Origin of the sequence: Megasphaera sp. ASD88, assembly GCF_002287425.1 — a bacterium.
Classification (GTDB): domain Bacteria; phylum Bacillota; class Negativicutes; order Veillonellales; family Megasphaeraceae; genus Megasphaera; species Megasphaera stantonii.
This window is the reverse complement of record NZ_NQXW01000002.1, coordinates 115,982-142,598: the sequence shown is the minus strand read 5'-3', so window position 1 is coordinate 142,598 and position 26,617 is coordinate 115,982. Positions and strand designations below refer to the sequence as shown.

At 56.4% G+C, this 26,617-nt stretch carries 28 protein-coding genes; 2 read left to right on the top strand and 26 right to left on the bottom strand.

The features are described from left to right. The 19 genes from CJ260_RS12790 to CJ260_RS02410 form a co-directional block, all read right to left on the bottom strand. A partial coding sequence (locus tag CJ260_RS12790) for an ESPR-type extended signal peptide-containing protein (RefSeq protein WP_158221360.1) occupies nucleotides 1–1,048 on the bottom strand: 1,048 nt, incomplete at its 3' end. A 16-nt stretch (nucleotides 1,049–1,064) separates the two neighbouring features. Continuing rightward, nucleotides 1,065–1,493 carry a hypothetical protein gene (locus tag CJ260_RS02500; RefSeq protein ID WP_095629049.1) on the bottom strand — a complete coding sequence of 143 codons (429 nt, stop codon included), beginning with the start codon at nucleotides 1,491–1,493 and terminating at the stop codon, nucleotides 1,065–1,067. A 735-nt stretch (nucleotides 1,494–2,228) separates the two neighbouring features. After that, complete coding sequence (locus CJ260_RS02490) at nucleotides 2,229–2,504, bottom strand: hypothetical protein (protein WP_095629047.1); 276 nt, start codon at nucleotides 2,502–2,504, stop codon at nucleotides 2,229–2,231. A 100-nt stretch (nucleotides 2,505–2,604) separates the two neighbouring features. Further along, nucleotides 2,605–2,973 (bottom strand): hypothetical protein, encoded by a 369-nt coding sequence (locus CJ260_RS02485; RefSeq protein ID WP_233127868.1) that lies wholly within the window; start codon nucleotides 2,971–2,973, stop codon nucleotides 2,605–2,607. Between the two features lie 86 nt (nucleotides 2,974–3,059). Beyond that, complete coding sequence (locus CJ260_RS02480; RefSeq protein ID WP_095629045.1) at nucleotides 3,060–3,494, bottom strand: Panacea domain-containing protein; 435 nt, start codon at nucleotides 3,492–3,494, stop codon at nucleotides 3,060–3,062. A 215-nt stretch (nucleotides 3,495–3,709) separates the two neighbouring features. Further along, nucleotides 3,710–4,246: an N-acetylmuramoyl-L-alanine amidase gene (locus tag CJ260_RS02475; protein WP_095629044.1), complete on the bottom strand. Its 537-nt coding sequence runs from the start codon at nucleotides 4,244–4,246 to the stop codon at nucleotides 3,710–3,712. Between the two features lie 59 nt (nucleotides 4,247–4,305). After that, a complete protein-coding gene (locus CJ260_RS02470; RefSeq protein ID WP_143747669.1) occupies nucleotides 4,306–4,842 on the bottom strand; it encodes a hypothetical protein in 537 nt (178 codons plus the stop codon). Then, entirely contained in the window at nucleotides 4,832–5,947 is a 1,116-nt protein-coding gene (locus CJ260_RS02465) for a phage replisome organizer N-terminal domain-containing protein (protein ID WP_158221358.1), read from the bottom strand. Before CJ260_RS02465 ends, CJ260_RS02470 begins: the two co-directional genes overlap by 11 nt. A gap of 194 nt (nucleotides 5,948–6,141) precedes the next feature. Continuing rightward, nucleotides 6,142–6,351: a hypothetical protein gene (locus tag CJ260_RS13085; protein WP_095629041.1), complete on the bottom strand. Its 210-nt coding sequence runs from the start codon at nucleotides 6,349–6,351 to the stop codon at nucleotides 6,142–6,144. Nucleotides 6,352–6,354: 3 nt separating this feature from the next. Then, on the bottom strand, nucleotides 6,355–7,044 hold the full coding sequence (locus tag CJ260_RS02455) for a GntR family transcriptional regulator (RefSeq protein WP_095629040.1): 690 nt from the start codon (nucleotides 7,042–7,044) through the stop codon (nucleotides 6,355–6,357). Nucleotides 7,045–7,216: 172 nt separating this feature from the next. Next, entirely contained in the window at nucleotides 7,217–8,356 is a 1,140-nt protein-coding gene (locus CJ260_RS02450) for a hypothetical protein (RefSeq protein ID WP_095629039.1), read from the bottom strand. Nucleotides 8,357–8,369: 13 nt separating this feature from the next. Beyond that, a complete protein-coding gene (locus CJ260_RS02445) occupies nucleotides 8,370–9,482 on the bottom strand; it encodes a histidinol-phosphate transaminase (protein WP_095629038.1) in 1,113 nt (370 codons plus the stop codon). 250 nt (nucleotides 9,483–9,732) lie between these two features. After that, on the bottom strand, nucleotides 9,733–10,680 hold the full coding sequence (locus CJ260_RS02440) for a sugar kinase (protein WP_095629037.1): 948 nt from the start codon (nucleotides 10,678–10,680) through the stop codon (nucleotides 9,733–9,735). Nucleotides 10,681–10,762: 82 nt separating this feature from the next. Next, the gene (locus CJ260_RS02435; protein ID WP_095629036.1) at nucleotides 10,763–12,103 is read right to left on the bottom strand and encodes an MFS transporter; all 1,341 of its coding nucleotides are present in this window, start codon (nucleotides 12,101–12,103) and stop codon (nucleotides 10,763–10,765) included. 42 nt (nucleotides 12,104–12,145) lie between these two features. Further along, complete coding sequence (locus CJ260_RS02430) at nucleotides 12,146–13,162, bottom strand: zinc-binding alcohol dehydrogenase family protein (RefSeq protein ID WP_095629035.1); 1,017 nt, start codon at nucleotides 13,160–13,162, stop codon at nucleotides 12,146–12,148. Nucleotides 13,163–13,188: 26 nt separating this feature from the next. After that, the gene (locus CJ260_RS02425; RefSeq protein ID WP_095629034.1) at nucleotides 13,189–14,793 is read right to left on the bottom strand and encodes a mannitol dehydrogenase family protein; all 1,605 of its coding nucleotides are present in this window, start codon (nucleotides 14,791–14,793) and stop codon (nucleotides 13,189–13,191) included. 27 nt (nucleotides 14,794–14,820) lie between these two features. Next, the gene (uxuA, locus tag CJ260_RS02420) at nucleotides 14,821–15,906 is read right to left on the bottom strand and encodes a mannonate dehydratase (RefSeq protein ID WP_233127867.1); all 1,086 of its coding nucleotides are present in this window, start codon (nucleotides 15,904–15,906) and stop codon (nucleotides 14,821–14,823) included. A 232-nt stretch (nucleotides 15,907–16,138) separates the two neighbouring features. Then, the gene (locus CJ260_RS02415) at nucleotides 16,139–17,086 is read right to left on the bottom strand and encodes a 2-hydroxyacid dehydrogenase (protein ID WP_095629033.1); all 948 of its coding nucleotides are present in this window, start codon (nucleotides 17,084–17,086) and stop codon (nucleotides 16,139–16,141) included. Nucleotides 17,087–17,209: 123 nt separating this feature from the next. Beyond that, complete coding sequence (locus tag CJ260_RS02410; RefSeq protein WP_095629032.1) at nucleotides 17,210–17,764, bottom strand: 3'-5' exonuclease; 555 nt, start codon at nucleotides 17,762–17,764, stop codon at nucleotides 17,210–17,212. A 68-nt stretch (nucleotides 17,765–17,832) separates the two neighbouring features. Between CJ260_RS02410 and CJ260_RS02405 the strand changes: the two genes are divergently transcribed. Continuing rightward, nucleotides 17,833–18,555, top strand: coding sequence for a M48 family metallopeptidase (locus tag CJ260_RS02405; RefSeq protein WP_095629031.1), 723 nt, complete (start codon nucleotides 17,833–17,835; stop codon nucleotides 18,553–18,555). Between the two features lie 401 nt (nucleotides 18,556–18,956). Here CJ260_RS02405 and CJ260_RS02400 read toward each other — a convergent pair whose 3' ends face one another. From CJ260_RS02400 to CJ260_RS02375, 6 genes are all read right to left on the bottom strand, one after another. Continuing rightward, entirely contained in the window at nucleotides 18,957–20,126 is a 1,170-nt protein-coding gene (locus CJ260_RS02400; protein ID WP_158221357.1) for an ABC transporter substrate-binding protein, read from the bottom strand. A gap of 62 nt (nucleotides 20,127–20,188) precedes the next feature. Beyond that, a complete protein-coding gene (locus CJ260_RS02395) occupies nucleotides 20,189–21,151 on the bottom strand; it encodes a M23 family metallopeptidase (protein ID WP_233127866.1) in 963 nt (320 codons plus the stop codon). Between the two features lie 50 nt (nucleotides 21,152–21,201). Then, a complete protein-coding gene (locus CJ260_RS02390) occupies nucleotides 21,202–21,726 on the bottom strand; it encodes a DUF4446 family protein (RefSeq protein ID WP_095629029.1) in 525 nt (174 codons plus the stop codon). Between the two features lie 53 nt (nucleotides 21,727–21,779). Then, nucleotides 21,780–22,694, bottom strand: a complete 915-nt coding sequence (locus CJ260_RS02385) for a ParB/RepB/Spo0J family partition protein (RefSeq protein WP_233127865.1) — start codon at nucleotides 22,692–22,694, stop codon at nucleotides 21,780–21,782. Continuing rightward, entirely contained in the window at nucleotides 22,684–23,460 is a 777-nt protein-coding gene (locus CJ260_RS02380) for a ParA family protein (RefSeq protein ID WP_095629028.1), read from the bottom strand. Before CJ260_RS02380 ends, CJ260_RS02385 begins: the two co-directional genes overlap by 11 nt. A 125-nt stretch (nucleotides 23,461–23,585) precedes the next feature. Then, on the bottom strand, nucleotides 23,586–24,929 hold the full coding sequence (locus tag CJ260_RS02375; protein WP_095629027.1) for an ATP-binding protein: 1,344 nt from the start codon (nucleotides 24,927–24,929) through the stop codon (nucleotides 23,586–23,588). A gap of 192 nt (nucleotides 24,930–25,121) precedes the next feature. Between CJ260_RS02375 and CJ260_RS02370 the strand changes: the two genes are divergently transcribed. Beyond that, the gene (locus tag CJ260_RS02370; protein ID WP_087478437.1) at nucleotides 25,122–25,778 is read left to right on the top strand and encodes a hypothetical protein; all 657 of its coding nucleotides are present in this window, start codon (nucleotides 25,122–25,124) and stop codon (nucleotides 25,776–25,778) included. A gap of 73 nt (nucleotides 25,779–25,851) precedes the next feature. On the opposite strand, the gene CJ260_RS02365 is transcribed toward CJ260_RS02370, so the two are convergent. Next, nucleotides 25,852–26,559, bottom strand: coding sequence for a sugar O-acetyltransferase (locus tag CJ260_RS02365; RefSeq protein ID WP_095629026.1), 708 nt, complete (start codon nucleotides 26,557–26,559; stop codon nucleotides 25,852–25,854). Between the last annotated feature and the right edge of the window lie 58 nt (nucleotides 26,560–26,617).

Genomic DNA, 26,617 nt, shown 5'->3' with positions numbered 1-26,617 from the left:
AGGCCGTTACGTCATTACCCGATACATTGCCGGACGCATCGACGCTAAAGCTGCCGTTGGCATTGGCGATGGTCGCTCCTGTCAGCGCCCCGCTGGCCGTCACATCTGCAGCGGTTACATCTCCGTCTGCATTGACGCTGAACGTATTGCCCGTATTGCTGAACGTTGCTCCCTGTACGTTGCCGGTAGCCGTCACATTGCCCGTTGCAGATACGTCTCCGGACGTTATATCCCCGTCTGCATTAACAGTAAAGGTATCGGTCGTATTGGCAAACGTCGCTCCCGTCACATCTCCTATGGCCGTTACGTCATTACCCGATACATTGCCGGACGCATCGACGCTAAAGCTGCCGTTGGCATTGGCGATGGTCGCTCCTGTCAGCGCCCCGCTGGCAGTAATATCTACAGCTGTCACATCGCCGTCGTCATTAACCGAAAAGGTATTGGTCGTATTAGCAAATGTTCCTCCCTTGATTTCGCCGACAGCAGATATATTCTTTTCAGCAGAAAAGGAGCCTTCAATTTCCGCATTTCCATCAGTATAGATATTACCGTCGTTATCAACATACAGCCCTTCGCCGTTATCCGTACCCCCAACAAACAGGCCGTCTTTCGTCAGAGAATTGTACGTGCCCTGGCCGTTGTGGGCGTAAAAACCTTCTTCATTATAAATGGTGTGCTGGCCTGACGGCGTGGCAACGCTTGTATTTCCACTGCTGCCGCTCTGTGCATCGCTGCCGGCTGCCGGCACGGCGTCTGTGTTCATAGCCGCTGCCGTAGATTTCAGTGTGACAATGGGATCTGATGAATTCGCGTTTGTTTCGTCAATTTTATCGTTTAAGATTGCATAGGGATCTTCCACGAGCGGGTCGGCAGCTTGTACGGAAAGGGCTCCTACACCAGTCGTGAGCACTAAAGCAGCCAGTACGGCAGCGGTGCTGCGGCCTATGCGGCTGCTCGTACTTTTCGTGCAGCTGTGAGCCAGCTCGGATACGACGACGTATTGATGTTTTACTTTACTCCATATGACTTTATATATTCGATTCATACCTAGTTCCTCCTTGCTATGGTAATACGCGTTCTTTTTTGCTTCGATGCAGGGAAAACCAGCGCAGGCGGCAGGCGGCGCTGCAAAAGGCGATTCGCCGGTCGTAGGGATCGGTGATTTCCACGTAGGTTCCGCAGTTTCGGCAGTGAAAGGCGTGGCGTATGGTCTGGGATTTGACTTTTTCCGAGTGCTTCCAGTACAGCCGCTCGCAATGGGCCGAGCAGAATTTCGTCCGCCTGTCCGTCGCCTCGGTCACCCGCACCAGCTTGCCGCATTTCAGGCAGTGAAAGGTCCGCAGGGCTTCCTTTTTCCGCGACGACCGGCCGTGATCGTTTACGCCGTGCCGGTGGGCGTAGCGCCGGCAGTAATTGCTGCAGTATTTCTGCGTGATTCGGTCCGCTTCAAATTCTTTGCCGCAAACGGGACATATGGCTTTCCGTTTCATAGGCAACCTATGGATTCTCTAGCAAGCACACGGAGCGCGCGCCGGGCGAAGCAGTTCCGGGCACGCAAAAAAGACAGCATACACCTATGCTGCCTGAAAAACATGGTATCGCCAGAGTATACGAACCCCCCAAAGGACGGCGCTGAAAAAGAACGCACGAATTCCCCAAGCCGGGTCATCGATACGCCAAAGCATGTATAGGAGGTAGTATTTATACCGCTACGGCACCCCCCCCCCACCGTATGGAATTTCAGGAATTTGTCCGCTCCTGCGATGCCATTCCAATCGTTTCGGCTAGAGATCATCTGTTTCACCCCCTTCTATATACTTTTTAGTCTAGCATGTTATATCGGCAAATGCAATATCCCCTAATCCAATAATTATGAATAAATCGTTAAATCTATATTAAAATATTATCGTCACCTCTTTATACCCTATGGTATGCAATACCTGTAAATCAGGCCGTTTTTCGATTGCAGCTCGTTGTGCAATGTAAAAAACTTCCATTCAGGCGAAACGAAGTGTTTAATGTCCAATGGATAAAAATACACTATATGGTTTAAAGCCACCCCTAAAATAAATGACGAGACCCGATGTGTATTACATTTCCTGAAAACCATTCCACCCCATCAATGTATCATATCAAAAGACACTGCATCCTCTTTCCTTCTGCCTAGCACTCTCTATCGTATCTTACAAAAAAAGACGCCTGCTCTCGCAGACGCCTTATTCAAATTACAGCAGATGATTCATTTTTCCTAATTCTACTACATACTCAACGGATACACGGGCGCATTTGGCAATAGTCTCTTTAGAAATACCTTCTCGCAGCATTTCTAATATCATCATTGTCTCTTTATCTTTTGCGCCTTCCGAAAACATTCTCTTTAACTCCATGGCCAACGTCATATACTCTCGCCTCGTTTCATCGTGCTGCTTCACGCGCCGCACTTCCTTATCCACTTCTTGTACAAATACCCCTTCGGCCGCCTTGCCGTCGACGTACCGCAAAAAGGCTCGTATACAACTCGCTGTCGCAGTCCCCTAAACAAAAACACTATAGAAAAACTGCCGTTGAAGGATGTTCTTCATGCGACAGTCTTTCCTGTAATTAAGTATGTTTTTTCTTTGACGGATATACTTCATGATTGGCATCGTACCATAGTACATGAAAATCGTCTCCATTTACCAGCCCAATAATTCGCAATGTATTATTAAAGGCAAAAGAAAACAAACTGTCCGCCATATCTTCAAGCGCTAAATTCTTTAAACGCATTTTTGCCTGTTTAGAAAGTTTTTCGGGATTACTTAGATAATGATGCTTAGATTTTCCTGCGTCATGAGTCTGTCTCATAATTTCAGACCATGTCATATTTGAATACGCAATCATCTTATCAAGAAAATCTTTATGAGAAAAGTTTTCTTTACTTGTATCAAAAGCAAAATCGCCAGACTTATCTATACGATCAAATCGAAACACAGGATATCCAGTATCACGGTACGCCTTTTTCAAATTGACTTGTTTCTGATTATTAACCGGCGTCTTTATTACTTTTTTCTTACGCATTATAAAGACCCATAATATTCGCCCATGGCGTTTTTAGTAATAACATTGGTACACGAAGCCATATCGTCAAGGTTGCCGCGAGCATTTTTCCATGGATCCTCTGCATGAGTCTGTGCGCGCAACTCATATGGTTCCATGTCCCCATAGGAAGCAAGCACCGTATCAATAGTTTCTTTTTCATCATCAGCCAATTTATCAGTATCAGCATCAGAAAATATATCTTCCGATACAAAATACATTCCTTTATGTTTTTGAAATAACTCTGGACATACAGGACCATTGCGCCACGCTTGAAAATCTTCAGAAAACAGCGGTTTTCCAGTCCAAGCCAGCGCCCATGCTTGCGAATAATAACACAACTTTTGAAGCTTCCATGTACTGATGCTGCCTTCTTTTTGCAATATATATTTTGCTACGTCAAATACGTTTGCCATACTCCCACTTCCCTGCGAATCTGTACATTACTAACTATTTCCTTCTACTTGGATTATACCAAACATACATACGCCTTGGCAACAAACGACCTATGCAAAAATCGGCAGCTTTCTTTTTCGAATACTCGAATATTCATAGATCATATTCATCGAAGATTTGTAAACAATATAGAAAACCTCAGGATTTCCAACGAATCGAAAATCCTGAGGTTTCCTTACGCCGCAGCCTGACCGCGCATGGCCGGATATTGTATGATGCCTGCGGCGATAGCCCTGGCCGTTTCGTCCTTATGGGCCTCGTAGCAGCGCATGTCGTAGTCGTTGTCGATGAAGCAGACTTCCACCACGACGGCGGGCATGGCCGTGTTGCGCAGGACGAAGAGGCCCGGCCGCTCTTTCAGCCCCCTGTCGGGCAGGTTGAGGACGGCCTTGACGTTGGCCTGGATGCAGTGGCCCAGGAGCAGGCTTTGGGGCGTATTGGAAATGAGGGTTTCCGTGCCCGTGGCCCGCTTATTGAAGGCATTGAAATGAAGGGACACGAATACGTCCGCTTCGGCGGCGTTGGCTTGTCCGCAGACAGCGTACAAATCGTCGGACTGGCCCAGGACGACGGCGACGCCGTTTCGCTCCAAATAGGCCTGGACGGCCTCGGCCAGCTCATAGGCCAGGTCGCATTCGCGCAGGTTCAGGGCGGCGTTGACCGCCCCGCTGTCCAGCAGGCGGTCGTGGCCTGGATTGAGATAGACTTTCATCGGTATAGTTCCTCCTAATCAGCAAATACAGTATGCGGATGATAAAGACGACGGTCCGTTTATCGACAGACCTCAAAAAGCGCAGGATCTTCTGCATGGGCATCCTCCTCTCTGGGTCGCTTCGCCATGTACAGGGTCACGCAGCCCGTCTCGTCGAGCTCCATCATGGTGACGTAGGGGCTGGCGCAGCGGTCTTCCCGCTCCCGGTCGGCCCGGCAGTTGGCGATTTCCATCTTGTTTCGTTCGATGAGCTCCTCGCTCATGTGGGGAAAAAAGGATCGGGCAAAGGCCGTCAAGCCCTCCGATACGACGAGGCCCGGCACGGAGCGGCGCTGGCCGAGAGCGGTCCGGACGCGGCGCAGCTCGCCGGCGCGGCGTTTCCTCTCGGCGTGGGAAATCCGCGGCGATGTCTCGTCCAGATAGATTGCCCCTTCCTGCTGCCGGCGGCGGCGTTCCATATCCCGCCAATGAGCGAGTACGTCGGCAATGGACGGCTCAAAGCGGTGGACCTCCAGGATGCGCCGCGCCAGGGCGCGGGCCTGATCCTCCGTCATGGGCGGCAGCATGTCCTTCAGGATGCGCATTCTAGCAGCCATCCCCGTCGGATTCCCAGATTTGCCGAAGCATTGTATCAACGTATTGATTAAATTCCTTCTCCCGTCGTTCATACATCGTCTCCCTTCGCCGCGGCCGTCCGCCGCTGTTGACCAGGACGGCCCGGATGTAGCGAATGCCGGACGCGCCGTTGTCCCTGGCAATGTCTATGGCGGCGCAGACCGCTTCGTCGCCCCAGCAGCGGGCCAAGTCGGTCAGCTCCTCTGCCGTGCGGCTGCTCATCTGGCCGAAGGCCGCCGTATAGCAGCGCAAGGCGCCTCGTCCTGCCGAAGGGGACGGATCGTTCGCACCATCGCAGCCTCTTTGGGCTGCCGTAGTCCATACGGGTGCAATGCCGCTGTCGCCGCCGGGCTCGGCTATGTGGGCGCACGTATCCTGCAGGCCGGGGCGTTCTTCGTCCTGCCAAGGAGCTGCCGTCGGAGCTGCGTCGTCCCATACGGCAGGGGCTTCGCCGTCGCCATAAGAGGAAGCCATACGGCCAGCCTCTTCCCGTACGGGGACGAGCCCGCCGACTGGGCAGACCGATACCGTTTCCTCTGCCGCTGTCTCGTCCGAGCAGACGTATCCCGACGGGGCAGCCTGCGCCGACGGCCGGGCATAGTCTTCGCCGCCGCAGCCCTGGTCATAGACAGATTCTTCCGCCGCTGTACCCCTTTCGGCCGGAGCTTCGGACGTATGGCAGCGCGCCTCGCTGCCTTCGGCCTTGCGGCGGCGGTAGCGGCGCATGCGGTCGCGGGCGTCGCGGCGTTTTTTCTCATCCCGGTCAAAGCTCTGGATTTCATGCCAGGGCACGATGCGGATCAGGCCCGTCTCGTCGCGGCTGATGAGGTCGATTTGCTCGAACACGTCGAGGACCTTTTCCACGAAGGCCCGGCGGCGGTGCAGCTGACGGGCCAGCAAGGCCGTCGTCACGGCCTGCCCCTTGGCTACGTAGATATATCCGTCGTCGTTGACCATGCCGGCCAGGTCCTTCAGGTAAAACCAGATGACGAAATAGGAGTCGCCGCTGGGCTGACTCAGCAGATACATCATGCGCGGGTCCTGAAACAACCCGACCTTTGTCTGAAACCACCGCAGCTTCTTCATGGGCTGCTCCTTTCCGCCCGCCCTGGGGCCGTCTTTGCTCGCTACTGTATATGGGACAGGGAAGGGAGCATTTATTTCCCCTTCAATCATGCAGATTCAGCATACCTGTCCGCTGTAAAAACACGCTTCGTTCTATGCAGTTATAGCTGTATACAAAAAAGAGAAAGCAAAAATAAAAAAGAAAAGATAAGACGTTACGCGTAACGGTTCCGATATGTCGCAGCGGTTATGGGCAGGGAAATCGGCATAATGACGCCGATGGAGCCAAACATCCCTGCGCCGTATACGCCGGTATATTCCTGGGATTTCTCCCTGTATTTCTCCGTATCGTGGCGATTTTCAAACGGATTTCCGCCGATAACAAAAAAAACTCCCTGCCGAATCGTCCGGCAGGGAGGGTCCATGCATTATTTAAAGTAATCGGGATACTGCTTGCGCAGCACTTCCACGTCGATGATGCCCTTGTTGATATGCTCTTCCATGATGGCTACGCCGCGCTGGGCGTCGTGGCGCAGGATGGCTTCCGCCAGGGCTTGATGCTGGCTGTAGAGGATGTTCATCTGCTCGGCCGCCGCGGCGATGTTCAGCACGCGGGCCCGCATGTAGTCGGCTGTGGAGCTTTCGATGATCTGCCAGATATGCGGCTTGCCGCAGCCCTGGTACAAGATGCTGTGGGTCTGGTTGTCGCTGGCGAAAAAGCCGTTGACGTCGCGGCGGCGCAGGTACAGCTCCTGCTCCTTCAGGCATTGCTGGAGCTTCCACATGTATTCTTCGGGAAATTCCCGGCAGGCCAGGGCGACGACGGCCGTCTCCATGGTCACCCGCAGAAAGCGGAATTCTGCCAGCTGCTCCGTATTGATCTTAGACACGAAGGTCCCCCGCTGGGGCAATACGTCGAGAAGGCCCTTCTGGGACAGGCGGATAAAGGCCTCCCGCACGGGAGTCCGGCTGACGGACAGCATCGTCGACAGCTCCTGTTCCGACATGGCCGTCCCAGGCACCAGATGCAGATTCATGATGTTATCGTATAATACGCGGTAGGCGTATTCCCGCACGTTTTCCCGCGGCTCTTTTTCCAGCAATCGTAACTGTTCCATTGGCGTCCCCTGTATCTAAAAAATTACCATACTTCATATTCTACCATATTACGGCTTCAATTTGAAATGCATTGGCTAAAAAAATGATGTATACCGATACAAAAAATGCGTCCTCTTTCTGTACTTTGACGAAAAATACCCCCTTGCCGCAGAGGCAAGAGGGCAGGAGACGTCATTCTTCCCGTTCCAAGCCGGGGTCTTTGTTGTCCTTCAGGACGAATACCTTGACCAGGACGACGACGATCATGAGCACGCCGACCTGTCCCATCAGGGGATAGAGGAAGCCGATGAGCTTGCCGAAGCCGATCTGGGCGCCGAAGTAGGCCACGACGCCCAGGACGACGGTCACGACCATCTTGACGGTCTTGTTGGGCATCCACTGCTCCAGCTTGTTGATGACGACCCAGAACATGGGAGCCGCCGTGCTGTAAATGCCCAGGAGCAGGATGACCGAGAAGATGAGGGCCAGGGCCGGGGCGAACTGCTGGGCCAAAAACAGGTTGGGAACCTGAAGCTTTGCCACTTCCGCCGGGAAGCAGAGCATGGCCGCCATCATGAGGGCGCTGGCGATCATCAGGGCCACGCCGCCGAGGAACCCGCCGAGGAAGGCTTCGCGCCGGCTGTTGGCCTTGCCGCCCAGACCCGTCAGGAAGGGGATGGAGCCGAAGACCATGCAGGACGCGTACAGGACGCCGCTGAACCAGGCCGAATCGAGGATGTCGTACGTCGAGAACCACCAGGATTTCGTCGAGCGCAGGTCGTATAAGACTTCCCAGCCCTTGGCCCAGTCCGTATTGGCGTTGAGGACCGTCAGGATGCCGATGCCGATGGTAAAGAAGATGATGACCGGCCCCATGGAGCCGATGACGTCGGCCAGACGCATCAGGCCCAGCAGGATGGACAGGATGCACAGGAGGGCCATAAACACGCTGCCTACGTCGCCGGGCAGGGCGAAGTATTCCGAGGCCACAGCTCCCGTGCCGGCGATCATGATCGACACGACGCTGAATAAAAATAAGATCGTAACCCATTCCAAAAACGTGCCGATGTACTTGCCGCAGTAGTAGTGAAAGACCTGGGTGTGGTATTTCAGCTTCAAATCGTAGCCCTTCTGCATGAGGGCCCCGCCCAGAAAGGCGAAGATGAGCATGCTGACGAAGCAGCCGATGATGCCCTGAGGGCCGAAGGCTCCGAAGAACTGGAGGATTTCCTGGCCCGTCGCATAGCCCGACCCGATGCTGAAGGCGCAGTAAGCGCCGGCGAAAATGACGACGTTGCGCAGGCTGACTTTTGTGTTGCTGTCTTGATTCATATCCATCTCTCCTTTATCGCGCCGCCTGCAGTTCCGCTTCGATGCGCTCTAAGCGGCGCGCTAATTCCGTAATGTCCTGAGGCACGCGCAGGCGGACGTGGCGCTTGCCGATGCCTTCGAAGTCGACGCCGTTTTCCACGCGGATGCCGTATTTCCAGAACAAGGCTCCCAAATCGACGTCCTGATCCGTATAAAACAGGGTAATGGGCACGTCGTCCCGCGTCGCCGACGTCTTGAGCACGTTCATTCCGCTGATGAGCTTCTGGTTGTTCTGGGCAATGAGGTCCCGCGAATAGGCCAGGAAGGCCGGGTCGGACAACACGACGGGGATCATGGCCGCCGCCGGCGTCGTCAGGTTCATCTCGCCGCCGAAGGCTTCCAGAATATCGGCCATAGCCTTGGGAACGGCGATGTAGCCGGCTCGCAGGGCCCCTAAGCCGAAGCCCTTGGAAAACGTCCGGGTCACGATGAGGTTGTCGAACTCGCCGAGGAGGGACAGGGCCGACTCGGATTTGTCCAAAAAGTCGCCGTAAGCTTCGTCGACGAGGACGAGGACACCTTTTTCCCGGGCCGCCGTCAAAATCCGCCGCAGGTCGGCAATGGACAGGGCCTGCCCCGTCGGGTTGTTGGGGTTGTCCAGGTAAGCCAGGCGGTGATCTTCGCGGATGGCCGCGACGTATTCTTCTACAGGGAAGGCAAAATGATCCTCTTCCCGCAGGGGCACGACGTCGACTTCGGCTCCGCAGGCCCGGGCGTCCGTCGTATACGACGAAAAGCAGGGCTGGGGAGCGAGGACCCGCGTCCCGTCTTCCAGAAAGATGGAGTTGACAGCCCGCAGGGCGCTCATGGAGCCGTTCTGCATGCTGAGTTGGCCGACGTCCAGCGACGCCACGTCGGAAAAGTACTCGCAGATATGCCGCCGCGTTTCCACGTAGGGATGAGCCGGATAGCTGGCCAGGACGTCGAAGGTCGCCGCGTACATGTCCTTCGTCAGCTTCGGCGTGACGCCGCAGGGGTTGATGCCCAGGGAGCAGTCGATAATATCCTTCTCCAGAGCCGTCCCCTCGTCCTTCAGGTAGCTGTGCCGCACCATGCCCTGCAGGGCCCGGCGAATACGATATTCCATAGGTAAAACCTCCTCATGACGCAAATCCCGCCGAGGCAGCCTGATCCAGGCGCAGGGGCAGAACGCGTTTCATAATTTTCCGCTCATATTGATAAAATATGATGTTTTGTTCTTCATTATAGACTACGTAAATCCTTTTGTAAAGTAAAACGATTGTGTATTAAAGTATACAAAACAAGCCTCGGCATAACCAAAAAAAACGGGCCGAGGACATGTAGTTCCTCAACCCGTTTATCTGCATTGCAATCCGCTATTTTGCTTGTTCGTTTTGGAATGCCGCCAGCTGCTCTCTTGTCGGCAAGCCTTCGTTGTCGCCGGCAACCTGGATGACCATAGCCCCGACGGCGGCGCCCCGGCGGGCCGCTTCTTCCATAGACAAGCCTTCCAGCCAGGCGCTGGTAAAGCCGACGGCAAAGCCGTCTCCGGCTCCGACGGTGTCGACGACATGGTCTACGCGGTAGCTCGGTACGTACTGCCCGCCTTCGCGGTCGGCGACGTATGTGCCGCTGCTGCCGCCCAGCTTGATGACGACGAGCTTCGCGCCCCGTTCCAGATAATAGCCGGCGACGGCCTTTTCATCGGCCAGCCCGGTCAGTATCTTGCCTTCGCTGAGGCCGGGCATGACGATGTCGGCGTACTGGGCGGCGTCGTTGATGACGCTGGCCATCGTTTCCGTATCGGGCCAGAGCATGGGCCGCAGGTTCGTATCGAAGGAAACGGACACGCCGCGGCGGCGGGCTTCCTTCATGAGGGCCACGACGGTCTGGCGGCACGATTCCGACACAGCCAGGGGAATGCCTGTCGTATGGACGTGGGTCACGCCGTCCCAGCAGATGCCCTGCAGGTCGTCGGGCGTCATGAAGGAGAAGGCCGTATACTTGCGGATGTTCGCCACGGCCGGGTCGCCTTCCAGGACCCGTTCCTTCATCTGAAAGCCCGTCATGTGGGCTTCGTCGGTCTGCACATAATCCGTATGGATTCCGTTGTCTTTCAAAAAGGCCCGAATGCTGCGGCCGAAGGGGTCGCCGCCGACCTTGGAAATATAGGATACGTCGTGGCCTAAGCGGGCCATGCCGACGGCGTAATTTAATTCAGCCCCGCAGACGTGGCGGGAAAATTGCTCCACCTCGGCCAAATCGCCGGGCCGGCAGGCAATGAGCAGGCCCATGGCTTCGCCGATGGTTAATACCTTTGCCATAGAAATCCTCCTTATTTTCTTAGAAAAATAACTGAGTACAGTAAGGTACTATACTCAGTTATCCATTGCATATGACATGACGTTACATAGCGTCGTCCAGTTCGTTCAGGTCTCGTCCCGTCGTATCTTCGGAGAAGTAGGCGCCGAAGAAGCTCGACATGGAGAAGAGAATGGTCATGACGGCCAGGGGAACCCAGCTGCCCGTCATCGCCGTAACGGCGGCGGCCGCGATGATCGGACCGAAGCCCGTAGCGACGAGGCCGGCGATTTCCTTCGCCAGCGATACCATGGTGACGCGGTGTCTTGCGCCGAACAGCTCCGTCAATACGACGTTTTCCAGAGCGAAGAGGCCCTGTACGCCGACGTTCAGGCCGATGACCATGGCGATGGTCAGGATGACGGGGTCCTTCGTTTCGAAGAGAAGCATCATGGGAACGGCGTAGATAGCCGTAGCCAGGGACAGAACCATGTACATCTTGCGGCGGCCGAACTTATCGCCGAGCCAGCCGACAAAGGGAATGGTGAAGAAGGAAACGCAGGAAGAAATGATGTTGGCTTCCGTCGCGACGGTCTTTTCCATGGCGAGGACCGTGACGATAAAGCCGGCCAGGTAGGTCTGCATGAGGCCGCTGTTGCCGGCCTGGCCGAAGCGCAGGGCCAGGGCGACGATAAAGCTCTTCCGGCCTTTTTTCGGCTGCTGTTCGACAGGGACGTCGCCGGCAAGCTGTTTTTCCCGTTCCGCTTCCAGCAATTTCTTCTTTTCCGCCATGACCGGGCTTTCGTGAACGAACATCCGGATCAATACGGCGGCGATCATGACGACGAAGGAGGCGTAGAAGGGGATTCTCCAGCCCCAGAGCAGGACTTCTTCCTTGGTGAGCATCGTCAGGATGATGGTCCAGATGAGGTTGGCCAACAGGGTGCCCGACGAGGTGCCGAGGCCGACGAGGCTGCCGACGAGGCCGCGGGTCTTCGTTTCGCAGAATTCCGTAACCATGACGCCGGCGCCGCTGATTTCCGCGCCTGCCCCTAAGCCCTGGATGATGCGGAGGGCGACGAGGCCGGCCGGAGCCCAGATGCCGACTTCAGAGTACGTCGGCAAAAAGCCGATGAGGGTAGATGCCAGGCCCATGAGGGTAATAGTGACGAATAAGACCGTGCGACGGCCCATCTTGTCGCCGACGTGGCCGAAGACGAAGGCGCCGACGAGACGGGCGACATACCCGGCCCCGTAGGTACCCATGGCCATGATGAGGCCCATGGCCGGGTCCGATTCGGGGAAGAAGATTTCGTTGAATACGATAGCCGCTGCCAGAGAGTAGAGCTGGAAATCCATGAACTCCATGGCCGTGCCCAGCCAGCCGCTGGCGACGACTTTGACTAATTCCGATGTTTTGATTTGATACGATGCTTGTTGACTCATTCGCTGATACCGTCCTTTCGGAAACATTAAACTACGGAAATGTTAAAATGTAAGAACGATTTTCAGCACGTTTTCCGGGTGTTCATCGTTGTATTTGAAGGCCTTGTCCGCTTCGGTGAAGGGGAAGGTGTTGGTGACGATGGATTTCGGGTCGACTTTGCCTTCTTTGAACCATTCGATGACTTCGGGGAAGCGGTAGTTGTTGAGGCGCGTGCCGATGATTTCCAGTTCCTTGCTCATGATGTCGACCTGACGGATGGGGAATTCGACTGTCGAGAAGCCCAATACGACGACGCGGCCTGCCGGGCTGGGCAGCTTCTGAATGCACATCTGCAATACATTGACGTTGCCCGTCGCTTCGTAAATGAGGTTGAAGCCTTCGCCGCCGGTAAATTCGTTCATCGCTTCGACAGGGTCTTTCGTCTTGCTGTTGATGACCATGTCGGCGCCCATTTCCTTCGCCGTTTCCAGGCGGGAATCGACGACGTCGAGGATAGCGACCTTGGCGCCCTTCATCTTGGCGACCTGAAGGATGATCAGGCCGATGGGGCCTGCGCCGCAGATGAGGACCGTGTCGTCGCCGGTCAGGCGGCCCTGATGAGCGACCTGGGCGCCGATGGAGTAGGGTTCCACCGTCGCGGCGATTTCCCAGGGAAGGTCCTTCGGCAGCTGATGGAGCTGGTCCTGTTCTACGGCGACGTATTCCTGATAGCCGCCGTCGCGGTGGACGCCCAATACGTTGACGGTCTTGCAGACGTTGTGGCGGCCCGTGCGGCAGGCGTAGCAGTGGCCGCACGAAACGACGGGGTCGACGGCGATGTGGTCGCCGACGGCGGCGTTCTTCACGTCTGCGCCGACTTTGACGACTTCGCCGACAAATTCATGGCCTACGACGCGGGGATAGGTGGCGAAGGCGTTTTTGCCGTGATAAATGCCTACGTCGGAGCCGCAGATACCGGCCGCTTTGACCTTGAGCAAGACTTGGGTACTGGTGATTTCAGGAATGTCACGTTCTACGACGGTAATCTTTTCCGGTGTTTCTACTACGACAGCTTTCATAATTGCATTTCCTCCTTAAACGATATCTATTTCACGTACTTGACTAATGTATTGCGGACAGCATGGGGGCCGGCGATGAGTTCTTCGAAGTAGCCTTCGATCTTTTCGCCGAGGCCGACTTCGTACAGGTCGCTGCCGAAAATTCCCTTGTTGGACAGGATGGGGCGCAGCTTGCCCTTGGCCGAGCTTACGTCGCCGAGGACGACGCCCTGCAGGGCTTCCTGCACGTTCTGGAGCAGCGGGTCCGGGCTCGGCGTGAAGGCCTTGCCTTCGTCGTCGACGGCCAGGAGGTAGCGGCACCAGCCGGCGATGACCAGGGGCACGTAGGTCAAGTCCTTGGCTTTATCGCCATAGGCGCGGATCGTTTCGCCGAAGCGGATGCCCACCTTCTGGGACGTGTCGGTGGCGATGCGCTGGGGCGTGTCGGGCAGGTTGCCGTTGGTCAGGCGCTGTTCCAGGACTTCGGCGATGAAGGCCTTCGGGTCGAGGACGCCGGGGTTGGTGACGACGGGCAGCCCTTCGCCGTAGCCCATCTGTTCAATGAGGCCTTTGAGCTGAGGGTCCTTCATTTCGTCGGCAATGAGAGTATAGCCGAGGAGGCAGCCGTAGACGGCCAGGGCCGTGTGCAGCGGGTTGAGGCAGGTGCAGACCTTCATCCGTTCGACCTTGTCTACCGTTTCCCGGTCCGTAAAGATGACGCCGGCTTTGTCGAGGGCCGGGCGGCCGTTGGGGAACTTGTCTTCGATGACCAGGTACTGGGCGTTTTCGGCGTTGACGAAGGCGGCGTACGAGCCTTTATTGGTATGGATCAATTCCGTATCGCCGAAGCCGATGCCTTTCAGGTATTCCTGTACTTTTTCGGACGAGCGGGGCGTAATCTTGTCGATCATGCTCCACGGGAAGGAGACCTTCGTTTCGTCGTTGATGTAGTCGGCAAAGCCCGGTTCGGCGACGCCGTTGGCGACCCACTGCTGGGCAAAGGCCGTCATGGCTTCTTTGATCTTGTCGCCGTTGTGGGAGCAGTTGTCGAGGCTCAGGAAAGCGAAGGGGTATGCGCCGGCTTTGTAGCGGGCATAGGCCAGGGCGGCGATGGAGCCCATGGAGCTCGTCACGTGTTCCGGGCCCTTCTTCATGTCTTCAGCAACGGCAGGGAAGTAGTTGCCGGCGTAGTCCGTCAGCTTGTAGCCCTTTTCCGTAATGGTAAAGCTGGCTACCTGCAGGGATGGGTTCGTAAAGATTTCCTTGAGGCGCTTCCAGTCTTCGGCAAAATCGGGACGGCAGACGACGGATTCGACGACGGAGCCGATGACTTCATTTTCAAAGCGGCCGTCGGCATACATGGTGACAGCCAGGCTCAAATTGTCGAAGGGGCGGTATACGTGCTCGATGACTTCTTCGTCGTACGTTTCGGCCGTAATGATGCCCGTCTTAGCCAGGCCTTCGTTGAGCAAACGCTGCTGGAGGGCGGCGATGAAGGCGCGGAAAATATTGCCGCCGCCGAAGTGAATCCACTGGGGAGCTTCCTTCGTCGCTGCTTCAACAGCCTCTGTATCGAACTGATACAGGGCGATACCGGCTTGTTCCCAGGCAGCCTTGTCTTCGACGAGGCTGCGGCGATGTAAATGTAGCATGTCAGGTTCCTCCTTATCGTATACGTCCTATTTCTGGCCGCAAATGCGGTTGATAGCGTCCCAAAGGCCGCAGAGGTAGTTGGCGCCGAGAGCGCGGTCGTACAAGCCGTAGCCTGGACGGCCTTCTTCGCCCCAGATCATGCGGCCGTGGTCCGGACGGATCGGGCCGTCGAAGCCGATGTCGTAAGCGGCCTTGACGATTTCAAACATGTCGAGGTTGCCGATCTGCGATTTATGAGCCACTTCGTTGAATACCCACGGTTCGTGAACCTGTACGTTGCGGATGTGGAGGAAGTTGACGCGGCCCATCTTGCCGAACTTGCGGATGATGTGGGGAATGTCGTTCTGGCGGTTGGCGCCGAGAGAGCCCGTGCAGATGGTGAAGCCGTTGCTCGGGCTGTCTACCATGGCGGCGATCTTGTCGAGGTCCGATTCGTTCTTTACGATGCGGGGCAGGCCGAATACGGAAATGGGGGGATCGTCAGGATGGATGCCCATCTTGATGCCCACTTCTTCGGCTACGGGGATGACGGCTTTGAGGAAGTATTCCAGGTTCTTGCGCAGGCCGTCTTCGTCCATGCCTTCATACGCTTTAAACAGGCGGGTCAGCTCTTTCAGCCGTTCCGGTTCCCAGCCGGGGAGGACGTAGCCGTTGCTGTTTTCCAGGACTTCTTTTACCATGTCCTGCGGCGTCTTGCCGGCTACCATGTGGTAGTCGTAAGCCAAGACCGTCGAGCCGTCGTAGAGGGGCTTGGCCAGCTCCGTGCGGGTCCAGTCGAAGACGGGCATGAAATTGTAGCATACCATTTCGATGCCGGCCTTTGCGGCGTTGCGCAGGGACTGGATGTAGTTTTCGATGTACTGGTCGCGGCTCGGAAGGCCGAGCTTGATGTCTTCGTGGACGTTGATGCTTTCCAAATCCTTGAATACGAGGTTGTTCGCTTCGGCCTGCTTCTTAATGTGAAGCAGCGGCTCTACGGGCCACACTTCGCCGACGGGAATGTCGAACAATGCGCCGACGATGCCGTCCATGCCGGGGATCTGGTCGATCTGCTGCAGCGTAATCTTGTCGTCTTTTTCTCCGTACCAACGGAAGGTCATTCTCATGCTCATACTGGTTTACTCCTTTGCATACGTGCTGAATACTTGGTTATCTAAATGATGTCTTTCGTTGTTTACATACTACCATACTAGTGTTATGTTAAGCAATATATTTTTTGTTGCTTGCAAATATGCTATAGTTATTTGATTTCCTATCTATTTATAGTATAGCGTATGCTATTTCCGCCCATAAAAAAAGCAGTACAGGCCTGACAGACCTATACTGCTTGGAAAATCGTATACCTTATAAGATTACGTTTTTCTGGTTTCCTGCCATGTAGGCGTTGATGTTGTCGAAGACGATGACGGCGCGTTTTTCCATGGATTCCTTCGTCGCAAAGGCTACGTGGGGCGTGACGATGGTGTTCTTGGAATGGAGCAGGGGATGATTCGTATCGAGAGGCGGTTCGTTTTCGAATACGTCGATGCCGGCGCCGGCGATCTTGCCGCTGTTGAGGGCGTCTGCCAAGGCCTGGGAGTCGACGACGGGGCCGCGGGCTTCGTTGACCAGGAAGGCCGTCGGCTTCATGTACGACAGCGTTTCGGCGTTGATCATGCCGCGGGACTGGTCCGTAACAGGGCAGTGGAGCGATACGATATCGGACTGTTCCATCAGTTCCTTCAGGGGAACGTATTTGATGAGTTCCGTATCGGCTTTATGGGAGAAGCCGTTGTAGGCGATGACCTTGGCGCCGAAGGCATGGACGAGCTCGGCGACGCGGTGGCCGATGGCGCCCGTGCCGATGAGGCCGACAGTCTTGCCTTCCAGTTCAGCGCCGATGAAGCCGGCCTTCGTGCCACCGGCGCGGCAGGCTGCGTCTACCTGGGGCACGTAGCGGAGCAGGTCGAGGATCATGGCGATGGTCAGTTCGGCGACGGCGACTGTCGAATAGCCCGAAGCGTTGCTGACTTTGACGCCTTTGGCCTTAGCCGCTTCCAAATCGACGTGGTCGACGCCCGTAAAGGCAACGTTGATGTATTTCAGGTTCGGGCAGGCGTTGATGACTTCGCCTTTCAAGGGCATGTTGGCGATGATGAGGATATCGGCGTCCTTGGCTTCTTCGATCTGGACGGCCGGGTCGTCGTTGCGTTCGTAAGCGGCGAATTCATGGCCCTGTTCCCGCAGCGGCTTTACGTACGAATCGAGAAGTTCCTGGCTGATTCCCAGCGATTCAAGCAATACAATTTTCATGATGTTCAATCCCCTTTCAGTATAGAAATTATCTTGTTTCATTATACGCATAGATTGACGATAATGTAAGATATGTATTACCAAACGACATGAGGTGCCCTTCTATATGCAAAATTCATATTTCTATAATATCTTCAGGGAGAGGCCTGTCGCCGCCATCAGCTCTTCCATGGAAGATGCGCCGACCTTCTTCGCCGCCTCGCAGACGATGAAGGCGCAGGCCCGGGCGTCGTCCAGGGCCTGATGATGGCGGAAGGAATAGCCCAGGAAGCCGGCTACCGTGTCGAGCTTGTGGTTGGGCAGGTCGGGCCAGACCTTGCGGGAAATTTCCACCGTGCAGGCGTACGTCGCCCGGGGCGGCTCCAGCTCGTACGTCTTGAGGAGGCTGCGCAGGACCCGCGTGTCGAACACGGCGTAGTGGGCCACGAGGATGCGGCCCTCCAAATGAGGCCGGACGCGGTCCCACAGGGCGTCGAATTTCGGCTTGTCCCGCACCTGGTCGGGCGTGATGCCGTGGATGCGGATGTTGTCCGGCGAAAAGGACATATAGGGCGGGCGGATGAGGGTATAGCCTTCCCGGACCGTCTCGTAGTCCCGTACGGAAACGGCCGCCAGGGAGCAGGCGCTGTTGTAGTATTTATTGGCTGTTTCAAAATCGATAGCCGTAAAATCGAGCATGATAGTATCTCCTTGCAGCATATAGTATAATATGATGGTATTATACCACATCGACAGAGGAGAGGAATATGAATCCCATATCGCAGCGCCCCATCTGCCTCGGGGACCGTCAGCTGACGTACGTCCTGGAGCGGAAGGCCGTCAAAAACATCAACCTCCGCGTCCGCCCTGACTTGTCCATTTACGTATCGGCAGGGCCCCGCGTTCCCATAGAGCACATCGAGGCCTTTCTGCAAAAGCAGGGCCCCTTCATCGTAAAAGCCCTGGACGAGTACGCCTGCCGGAAAGCCCTGCCGGTGCTGACCTTGCGGGACGGCGACGCCCTGTACGTGGCAGGAAGGGCCTGCGTCCTCGACGTGCGCCTGGGCCTGCGGAACGCCGTGCGCCGCCGCGGCCGGACCGTATACATGGAGCTGGCCGACAACACCATCGAACAGCGCCGCCATCTGTACCACGAGCTGCTGCGCAGGGAAGGGGAGAAGCTGTTCGCCGAAAGCCTGGCCCGCATCTTCCCCCGGCTTTCGGCCTACGGCATCGCCATGCCCAAGCTCCGCCAGCGGGTCATGCGCTCCCGCTGGGGCTCGTGCATGCCTGCCAAGGCCATCATTACCATGAACACCTATTTAGCCATCATGCCGGCGGAAATCATCGACCACGTCATGCTCCACGAGCTGTGCCACCTCGTCCATCCCAACCACTCGCGCCACTTTTACAACGTCATGACGATGATCATGCCCGACTGGAAGGAGCGCCGCGCCGCTATGACGCCGTATTTGCCGTACTGCGTGTAACGGCTTGCCTATCCATTTCCCATGAGGAAGTATCCGGACTGACGGGAATCCCTTTGGCGCGCATTCATCGCGAAGGATGGTACGACGATGTAAAAGCTCAACGGGACAGCGTAAAAAAATTGAGGGAAAACGTTCGTATACAAAATAAAATATAACGATAACGATACGGCGCGTCGGCATGGCGTCGTATGATGCGAACCATAGCGGCAATCACCGCCGGTTGCGGAAACTATCAAAAATTTCCCGTCCCAAAATACCTGCCGCAACGTTACTCTATCCATCAATTCAGCGATTATTATAGAAATCCTCACCAACTACATCTCGTCGTATTACAAAAAAATTGCGGAACTGTCATCTCGACAATTCCGCAATTTTTTATGTCTGCTGCCGCGTACAGCCTATCATAATTGGACCGTCGGCCGCTTTTCCAGCAGCGCTGGCTGTCCCTGCCAGAAGGTCATGATAAAGACCGGCTTGATGGCGTCGTGGTTGGCGTCCAGGGCGATCATGCCCGTCACGCCGTGGTAGTCGATGGTCTTGGCCAGCTCTTCGGCGATTTTTTTCGGGTCCGCCGAGCCGCTGCGCCGCACGGCCTCAGCCACCATCATGAAGGAGTCGTAGCCCAGGGCGGCGTAGCTGTCGGGAAGCTCGCCGTATTTTTCATAATAGGCCTCGGCAAATTCCTCCGCCACGGGCTCGTTGACGTCGTTGGCATAGTGGTCCGTATAGAACAGATTTTGTAAATACGCCGGCGAGAGGGACTGGGCCATGCGCCGGCCGTTCCAGCCGTCAGGGCCTAAAATCAGGGCCGCAATGCCGGCGTCGCGGGCCTTTACGATAAATTCCATAGCCTTTTCATCGTAAAGGGGCGCGTATACGACCTGGCACGGCGAGGCCTGCAAGGCCGCTACGGCCGCCGCAAAGCTGTCATCTGACGAGACGTCAACGTAGACCGGTACCTGGCCGCCGTCGGCTAAGAAGGACTGCTTGAAAAAGGCCGCCAGCCCCTTGGAGTAGGCCTGCCGTTCGTCGTACACGACGGCGGCCGTGCGGGCCTTCAGCTGACCGAAGGCGTAATCGGCCATAGCCCGCCCCTGATAGGAGTCGATAAAGGTCGCCCGGAACATGTACTCGTGGGCTTCGCCCGTCCGATGGTCGACGGTGATGTCGGGATTGGTGCCAGCCGGGCTGATGACGGGCATCTTCGCCGCCGTCGCGTCGCGGACGACGGCCAGGGCGCAGTGGGATAAGTTCGGGCCGATCATCGCCACGGCATGGCGGCTCGTCAGCTGCTTCACCGCCGCCTCGGCGTCGCCGGCGCTGCCGTGATTATCAACGGCGACGACCGTTACGGCCTCGTCCAGCAGGCCGCCTTCGGCGTTGATCTTATCGCGGGCCATGCCGATGCCCCGGGCCGTCGCCTCGCCGTAGGCCTTTTCCTCGCCGCTGAGGGCCAGGTTGACGCCGATGACGACGTTATGGGGCCGCTGGACGTAGGACGTGCCGAAGCCCAGGGCGCCGACGACGATAAAAAACAAGATAAGGCTGCCATAATATTTGAGTTTTTGCATAACAACCTGCCTTTCAAAAAAAGAGGCGGCGCCGCCCCATATCGGGCAGCGTCCCCTCATCTTTACGGCAAGAACAACAAGGGGTCGGTCGGAGTCCCTTGTACACGGACTTCATAATGGACATGGGGCCCCGTGCTGCGGCCCGTGCTGCCGGCCAGGGCGAGGATGTCGCCGGTATGCACCGTTTGTCCCACTACGACGAGAACCATGGAGTTGTGACCATATCGCGTGACAAAGCCGTTGCCGTGATCGACTTCGACAAGGTTTCCGTAGCCGTCTACCCAGCCGGCCGCCGTGACTTCACCGGCCGCCGTCGCCTGGACGGGCGTACCGTAATCGACGGCAATATCCAGGCCTTCGTGGAAGCCCGTGCCGCCGCCGATGGGGTTGCCGCGGTAGCCGAAGTTAGACGTAATCGTGCCGTACGCCGGCCAGATAGACGGCGTCGTCGACGATGCGTATTGCGCTGATACCTGCTGCATCTGCCGGACCTGCAGCCCCGCCGTATCGCTCAGTACGGTTTTCAGCGTAATAAAGCTGATAATGCGGGCGTTCGTTTTCGTTTCCAGACGGGCGGTGGCCAGCAGCAGGTCGTTGTAATCGGCAGAGGAAAGATCCGGCCCTTTCTTCTGCGCCCCCGCTGTGCCACCGTCACCTTTTGGGCTGCTGCCCGTCCCTGCGCCCTTGACCATCTGGCGGAGCTCCTGGTCCAGGGCGTCCATCTTATCCATTTTTTCCTGGAGCGACGCCGTCTTTTCCCGCATGAGCTGCAGCTGCTGCTCGTGGAGCGCCTCCTGGGCCCGGGCCTGCTGCAGGGAAATAAACTGGTACAGGCCGAACCCGATAGCCGCGACTAAGACGACGGCCCCGGCGATGGCCGCCCGCAGCGCCGTCCGATACTGCTGCGGCGACATGGTGACCGGCTCCGTCCCGGAACGGCGCAGGGCGCCGGCCAGGTCGGCGGCGGACTGCGTCATATTACGCCAACGGGCCCTAAGCCCCGTCATGATTTCCTGTAATTTCAAGGTCTATCCCTTCTTCAATCCTACAATACGGCGCTGCCGCGCCTTCTATCCTAATCCTTCCGGACCGGCTGCACGTCGCCGTGATAGTGCAGGGCCTGGTCCAGGCTTTCCTTTTCCTCTTCGCTCATGCCGTACAGGCATTTTCCCTCGACGATGGGCTTGGCAAAGATGCGCGACTCGCTGCGGCCGTATACGCTCGACAGGCAGAAGCCGTCGTCCTTGCCGTCCAGGACGGTGCAGGCGAAGCTCAGGTTGTTGCCGATGTTGTCGAAGGCGTTGTACCGCACGAAGCCGATTTTGCGGAAGCAGTGGTTCTGCACGGCCAGGATATCCTTCTGGGTCTCGTGAATCCGGTCCAGCGTGTCCTGCAAGCCGTGGAGCTCCGCTACGTCCTCGCGCAGCTTGGCTTCGACGCTTTTCCCCGTTTCATCCTTCATAAAAAAGGTATATTTTTCTTCCAACGCCTTGATGCGCCGGTTCAATATGACAATATACGCCAGCAGCAGCACCAGCACGAGCCCGGCGATGCCGGCCCCTATCATGTACGCGAGCTGCGCGTCCAATCCGTAAAGCATGTCTTTCCTCCTGACAGGTCAATAACTTTCGTAAACAGGCCTGTTTTTGCCGATCACACGCGGAAAGAGGAAGGGGAGAAGGAATCCCCGTCTTCCGGCTCATCAGTCAAAATAGCCAGCAATCGTTCAAATTCTTCTTCTGAGGCAAAGGAAATCTCGATTTTCCCCTTCTTCTTGTTCCGGCCCAGGCGGATGGCTACGTTGGTGCCCAAATGCATCTTCATCCGGTCCTGCATGGATTCCAGATAGGCGTTGGGCTCCGGCGCGTCCTTCGGCGGCTCTTCCCGGAGCATGGCCCGGACCATGGCTTCGACCTGACGGGCCGACAGCTCCTGGTCGATGATGCGGGCCGACGCTTCCAGCTGGGCCTGCCGTGCCTTCAGCTGCAGCAGGGGGCGGGCCTGTCCGATAGACAGGACGCCGTCGATTAAATACTGCTGGATTTCCTCCGGCAGCTGGAGAAGGCGCATCATATTGGACACGTGGACCCGGCTCCGGCCGACCTTTTCCGCCGCCTGCTCCTGGGTCAGGCCGAATTCCTGAATCAGGGCGCGGTACGCCGACGCTTCTTCTACAGGGTCCAAATCTTCCCGCTGCAAATTTTCAATGAGGGCCAGCTCTGCCGACGCCTGAGGCGCGCAGTCCCGCACGACGGCGGGAATCTTCGTCAGGCCGCAGAGCTTCGCCGCCCGCAGCCGCCGCTCGCCGGCGATCAGCTCGTAGGCGCCGCCCTTTTTCTGGACGACGACAGGCTGGATCAGGCCGTACTGCCGTATGGACTCGGCCAGCGACTGAAGCGCCTCGTCGGAAAAGGCCCGGCGGGGCTGCTTCGGGTTGGGGGAAATCAAGTCGATGTCGATTTCCAGGGCTGCGCCGTCGTGAGGCTCCGGATGCTCCTTCAGCCCCAGGGCCTGCAGGCCCCGGCCTAAGGGCTGGTTCTTGCCCAGTCCCATCTTCTTAGCCGACACGGCGTATCACCTCTTTCGCTAATTTCGTATACACCTCGGCGCCCCGCGAATGGGGATCGTATATCGTAATGGGCTCGCCGTGGCTCGGCGCTTCGCCCAGGCGGACGTTGCGCGGAATAATCGTATGGAATACCTTGCCGCTGAAGTATTTCTTCACTTCCTCCGTCACCTGGATGGACAAATTCGTCCGGCCGTCGTACATCGTCATGAGCAGTCCCAGGAGCTGCAGGCGGGAATTCAGATTGTCCCGCACCATGTCCACGGTCTGCATGAGCTGGGCCAGCCCTTCCAGCGCGTAAAACTCGCACTGCACGGGAATGAGGACGAAATCAGCCGCCGCCAGGGCGTTGAGCGTCAGCAGCCCCAGCGAAGGAGGGCAGTCGATGACGACGTAGTCGTAGGACTTCTTCACCTGCCCCAGGTAGGCCTGCAGGGCCTTCTTCAAAATATACTCGCGGTCTTCCATCGTGACCAGCTCCACCGCCGCGCCGGCGACGTCCATCGTGGCCGGTACGAGGGATAATTTCTTTATCATTGTCGGCTGCACGACGTCTTCCATCGGCCTTCCTTCGATCAGGCAGTCGTACAGATTCGTTTCCAAGCTCGCCTTGTCGACGCCCAAGCCGCTTGTCGCGTTGCCCTGCGGGTCCAAATCGACGAGGAGCGTCCGCTTGCCGCTTTCGGCCAGACAAGCGCTTACATTGACGGCCGTCGTCGTCTTGCCGACACCGCCTTTCTGGTTCGTTATGGCGATGATATGCGCCAACACACCCACCTCATTCCCTGTATATAAAGTCAACTTCATTTTAAAGTCTATATTATAGTATAGCATAGTCAATGTCTCGTAGCCAGTGGTCAGCGAGGTATGATAACGTAAAGTTGCAGAATGATTTACGTATGGTTCCGTTGTTCCAGCGCCAACCCAATCAGCCGGTCCGTTTGGTCAGCCATAAACAGGGGAATGTTCAGCATATCGTCGTCCAGCTTCAAATTATCCAGCGAAAACCGGACGCGGAGCTTCACCTGCTTTGGGAACAATTCCTTGAATTTCTTTAAGCTCTTGCTGGCTGTGTTTGCCTCGGATTTGACTTCGATTGGAAATATGTCGTTCTCCCGCTGAATTAAGAAATCTACTTCGTAAGGCGGATTGTTCTGGCTCCAGTACCGCGGAACGACTTCAAATTGCGTAAGCAAGGTCTGCAGCACGAAGTTCTCCGTCAGCGCTCCCTTGAACTCGGTAAACAAGCGATTTCCCTCGCCAAAGGCCGTCGGCGCCAGCTGAGCCAGCCGGCGGAGCAGCCCCACGTCTGCCAGGTAAATCTTAAACGCTGAAAGATCATCGTAAGCAGACACGGGCAGGCCCGGCGCGGTACTTCGGTAAATCTTATGCACCAGGCGGGCATCGACCAGCCACTGCAGGGCGTCCTCATATTCGCGGGCTCTTGCCCTTTCTTTGACTACTTTATAGAGAAACTTTTTATTTTCCCTCGCCAGCTGGGACGGGATCGATTTCCAGATCATCGAAATCTTGGGAAACTCGCTGACGTTGGGGTGCTTGGCAAAGTCTCGCTCATAGGCCCCCAGAATATCGGACAACGCCTCCTGCATGGCCTCCACATCCCGCGCCTCAGTCCACATCTTGACAGGTTCGGGCATGCCGCCGGTCACATAATACATTTTCAGCTTTTCGTATAAAGGATTAAAAAAGGCGTCGGGAATGGGCTCCAGGGTATTCACCGTTTCCAGATATGCTGCCAGGTTTTCATCCCCATTGGCCAGCAGGAACTCCGTAAAGGTCATGGGGGCAATCTGCATGAAGTTGACCTTGCCTACGGGGAACGAAGAGGGCTTTGCCAAAGCGATGCCCAAGAGGGAACCGGCGCAGGCCACGTGATACTGCGGCGCATTTTCACAGAAATACTTCATGGAGTTCATGACCTTGGGGCAGTCCTGCACCTCGTCAAAAATGATCAGGGTTTGTTCCGGCACGATCTTTTGGCCGCTTGCCAGCATCAGATTCTGCAAAATCCGGTCTATATCCTTTGTCGTTTCAAAAAACTGCTTATATTCTTCATGTTCATCAAAGTTGAAATACGCCGTGTTTTCATAACAGCGTTTTCCGAATTCCTTCAGAATCCAGGTCTTGCCGACCTGGCGCACGCCTTTCAAAATCAACGGCTTGCGATAGGGGGAATTCTTCCATTTCAGCAGTGTATTCAATATCAATCGTTCCATAGGCCCACCTCATCACACTTTTATACGGTATTTAGTGTTGTTATATCACATTTTTATTGTATATTACTGGCCATGAAAATGACAAGGCCCATCACAAAATTATCAGTAGCCTCAAATTTTTATGGTATAATAAGACCATCGTCACACAACGTTCAGAAGACGACTACATTACACGAAAGAAAGGGAACCATCATGCCAGTATACGAAGGTACCATACCCTCCATCAATATGGAGCAAGTGAGAGAATACGCCGCCCAGCGGGGACAAGGGGACGCAGACGACGCCGTCGTCAGCGAAGCCTGCACCACGGCCCTGCGCCTGGCCGCGCCGAAGGGCGTCTTCCAGCAGGGATACTACGACGCCGCGTCCCACCATATCCTCTGCAGCGCCCCCTTTAAGCTGAAAAGCGAGCAAATCGTCCCGTATTTAGAACAGGCGCGCATCCTTCTCATGGCCGCCGTCACCATCGGCCCGGCCGTAGAAGAAGAAATCGACAAGCGCTTCCTCAACCAGGACGTCGCCGGCGGCATCGTCCTCGACTCGGCGGCAGCTGTCGCCACGGGACAGCTCCTGGACCAGCTGACCCATCACATCAACGAAATCTGCGAACCCAAGGGATATAAAATCCTCTGGCGCGTCAGCCCCGGCACAGCCGACTGGCCCATCGGCCAGCAGATGGACCTGGCCAACGCCGCCGGAGGCGGGCAAATCGGCCTGGCCGTCACGGCCGGCGGCATGCTCAGCCCCCGCAAAACCCTGACGGCCCTGTTCGGCCTCGTCCCGACGGAAGAAGGCTGCGGCGGCTCCTGCTCGAGCTGCTCCATGTCGGGATGCTGCGGCAGCTGCTAAGCTGTTAATGTAATAGTATATAAGACGTCAAACGCCGCCGCGCGATGAAAAAGTCGCGCGGCGGCGTTTTGCCTTACCGTTTCAAATCCTCCATAAGCTCGGCGACAGAACCGAAGGTCCGGCTTAGATTCTTTCCCTGCTGTACGTTCTCTATAGCCGCTGTCGTCTCGGCGTTGGGAGCAGAAGGGAGTGCATCATCCGGTCCATCTTCGCCAAAGCGCCGTATCACCCGGCAGGGATTGCCGACGGCTACGCAGTTGGCCGGAATCGAGCGGGTCACGACGCTTCCGGCTCCGACGACGCTGTTTTTCCCGATGGTGACGCCGGGCAAAATGACGACTCCACCGCCAATCCACACGTTGTCCTGTATTTCCACCGGCAGGGCGTAGGTGCGGAAGAAGGGCTCTTCCGTCTCGTTCCCGTCCAGACGCAGCCGTTCCTGGGGCAAAATGGGATGGGACGAGGTGTAAATCTGCACGTTCGAGGCGATGAGCACCTTGCTTCCAATCCGTATAGGCTTATTGTCTACGAAGGTGCAGTTCATGTTGATGATGACGTCGCTGCCGATATGGATATTCTTCCCATAGTCGCAGTAAAAGGGCGTGTCGATTTCTACATTTTTACCGATTTCGCCCAGCAGCTCCTCCAGGATAGCCCGTCTCCGTTCCGCGTCTTCATGGTCCGTCATATAGTATTCCCTCGTCAGCCTGCGCGTGCGGGCAATCAGCTTCATCGTCGCCTCGCCGTTTGTTTCTACAAAATCCGTCGTATCATACTGCATCGTATCGCCGCCTTTCCACCTGCGCCGGTATACGGAAAAGGCCGGCCCCAGATAGGCC

What these genes read in the sequence shown, in the direction of transcription:
- CJ260_RS02390 (WP_095629029.1), bottom strand. Translation starts at nt 21,726, where the DNA reads ATGCTTTACGGATTGGACGCGCAGCTCGCGTACATGATAGGGGCCGGC.
- CJ260_RS02500 (WP_095629049.1), bottom strand. Translation starts at nt 1,493, where the DNA reads ATGAAACGGAAAGCCATATGTCCCGTTTGCGGCAAAGAATTTGAAGCG.
- CJ260_RS02430 (WP_095629035.1), bottom strand. Translation starts at nt 13,162, where the DNA reads ATGAAAGCTGTCGTAGTAGAAACACCGGAAAAGATTACCGTCGTAGAA.
- CJ260_RS02425 (WP_095629034.1), bottom strand. Translation starts at nt 14,793, where the DNA reads ATGCTACATTTACATCGCCGCAGCCTCGTCGAAGACAAGGCTGCCTGG.
- CJ260_RS02400 (WP_158221357.1), bottom strand. Translation starts at nt 20,126, where the DNA reads ATGCAAAAACTCAAATATTATGGCAGCCTTATCTTGTTTTTTATCGTC.
- CJ260_RS02450 (WP_095629039.1), bottom strand. Translation starts at nt 8,356, where the DNA reads ATGAATCAAGACAGCAACACAAAAGTCAGCCTGCGCAACGTCGTCATT.
- CJ260_RS13085 (WP_095629041.1), bottom strand. Translation starts at nt 6,351, where the DNA reads ATGGACCCTCCCTGCCGGACGATTCGGCAGGGAGTTTTTTTTGTTATC.
- CJ260_RS02435 (WP_095629036.1), bottom strand. Translation starts at nt 12,103, where the DNA reads ATGAGTCAACAAGCATCGTATCAAATCAAAACATCGGAATTAGTCAAA.
- CJ260_RS02370 (WP_087478437.1), top strand. Translation starts at nt 25,122, where the DNA reads ATGCCAGTATACGAAGGTACCATACCCTCCATCAATATGGAGCAAGTG.
- CJ260_RS02470 (WP_143747669.1), bottom strand. Translation starts at nt 4,842, where the DNA reads ATGGCTGCTAGAATGCGCATCCTGAAGGACATGCTGCCGCCCATGACG.
- CJ260_RS02465 (WP_158221358.1), bottom strand. Translation starts at nt 5,947, where the DNA reads ATGAAGAAGCTGCGGTGGTTTCAGACAAAGGTCGGGTTGTTTCAGGAC.
- CJ260_RS02440 (WP_095629037.1), bottom strand. Translation starts at nt 10,680, where the DNA reads ATGGCAAAGGTATTAACCATCGGCGAAGCCATGGGCCTGCTCATTGCC.
- uxuA (WP_233127867.1), bottom strand. Translation starts at nt 15,906, where the DNA reads ATGAGCATGAGAATGACCTTCCGTTGGTACGGAGAAAAAGACGACAAG.
- CJ260_RS02455 (WP_095629040.1), bottom strand. Translation starts at nt 7,044, where the DNA reads ATGGAACAGTTACGATTGCTGGAAAAAGAGCCGCGGGAAAACGTGCGG.
- CJ260_RS02365 (WP_095629026.1), bottom strand. Translation starts at nt 26,559, where the DNA reads ATGCAGTATGATACGACGGATTTTGTAGAAACAAACGGCGAGGCGACG.
- CJ260_RS02475 (WP_095629044.1), bottom strand. Translation starts at nt 4,246, where the DNA reads ATGAAAGTCTATCTCAATCCAGGCCACGACCGCCTGCTGGACAGCGGG.
- CJ260_RS02405 (WP_095629031.1), top strand. Translation starts at nt 17,833, where the DNA reads ATGAATCCCATATCGCAGCGCCCCATCTGCCTCGGGGACCGTCAGCTG.
- CJ260_RS02415 (WP_095629033.1), bottom strand. Translation starts at nt 17,086, where the DNA reads ATGAAAATTGTATTGCTTGAATCGCTGGGAATCAGCCAGGAACTTCTC.
- CJ260_RS02480 (WP_095629045.1), bottom strand. Translation starts at nt 3,494, where the DNA reads ATGGCAAACGTATTTGACGTAGCAAAATATATATTGCAAAAAGAAGGC.
- CJ260_RS02375 (WP_095629027.1), bottom strand. Translation starts at nt 24,929, where the DNA reads ATGGAACGATTGATATTGAATACACTGCTGAAATGGAAGAATTCCCCC.
- CJ260_RS02410 (WP_095629032.1), bottom strand. Translation starts at nt 17,764, where the DNA reads ATGCTCGATTTTACGGCTATCGATTTTGAAACAGCCAATAAATACTAC.
- CJ260_RS02445 (WP_095629038.1), bottom strand. Translation starts at nt 9,482, where the DNA reads ATGGAATATCGTATTCGCCGGGCCCTGCAGGGCATGGTGCGGCACAGC.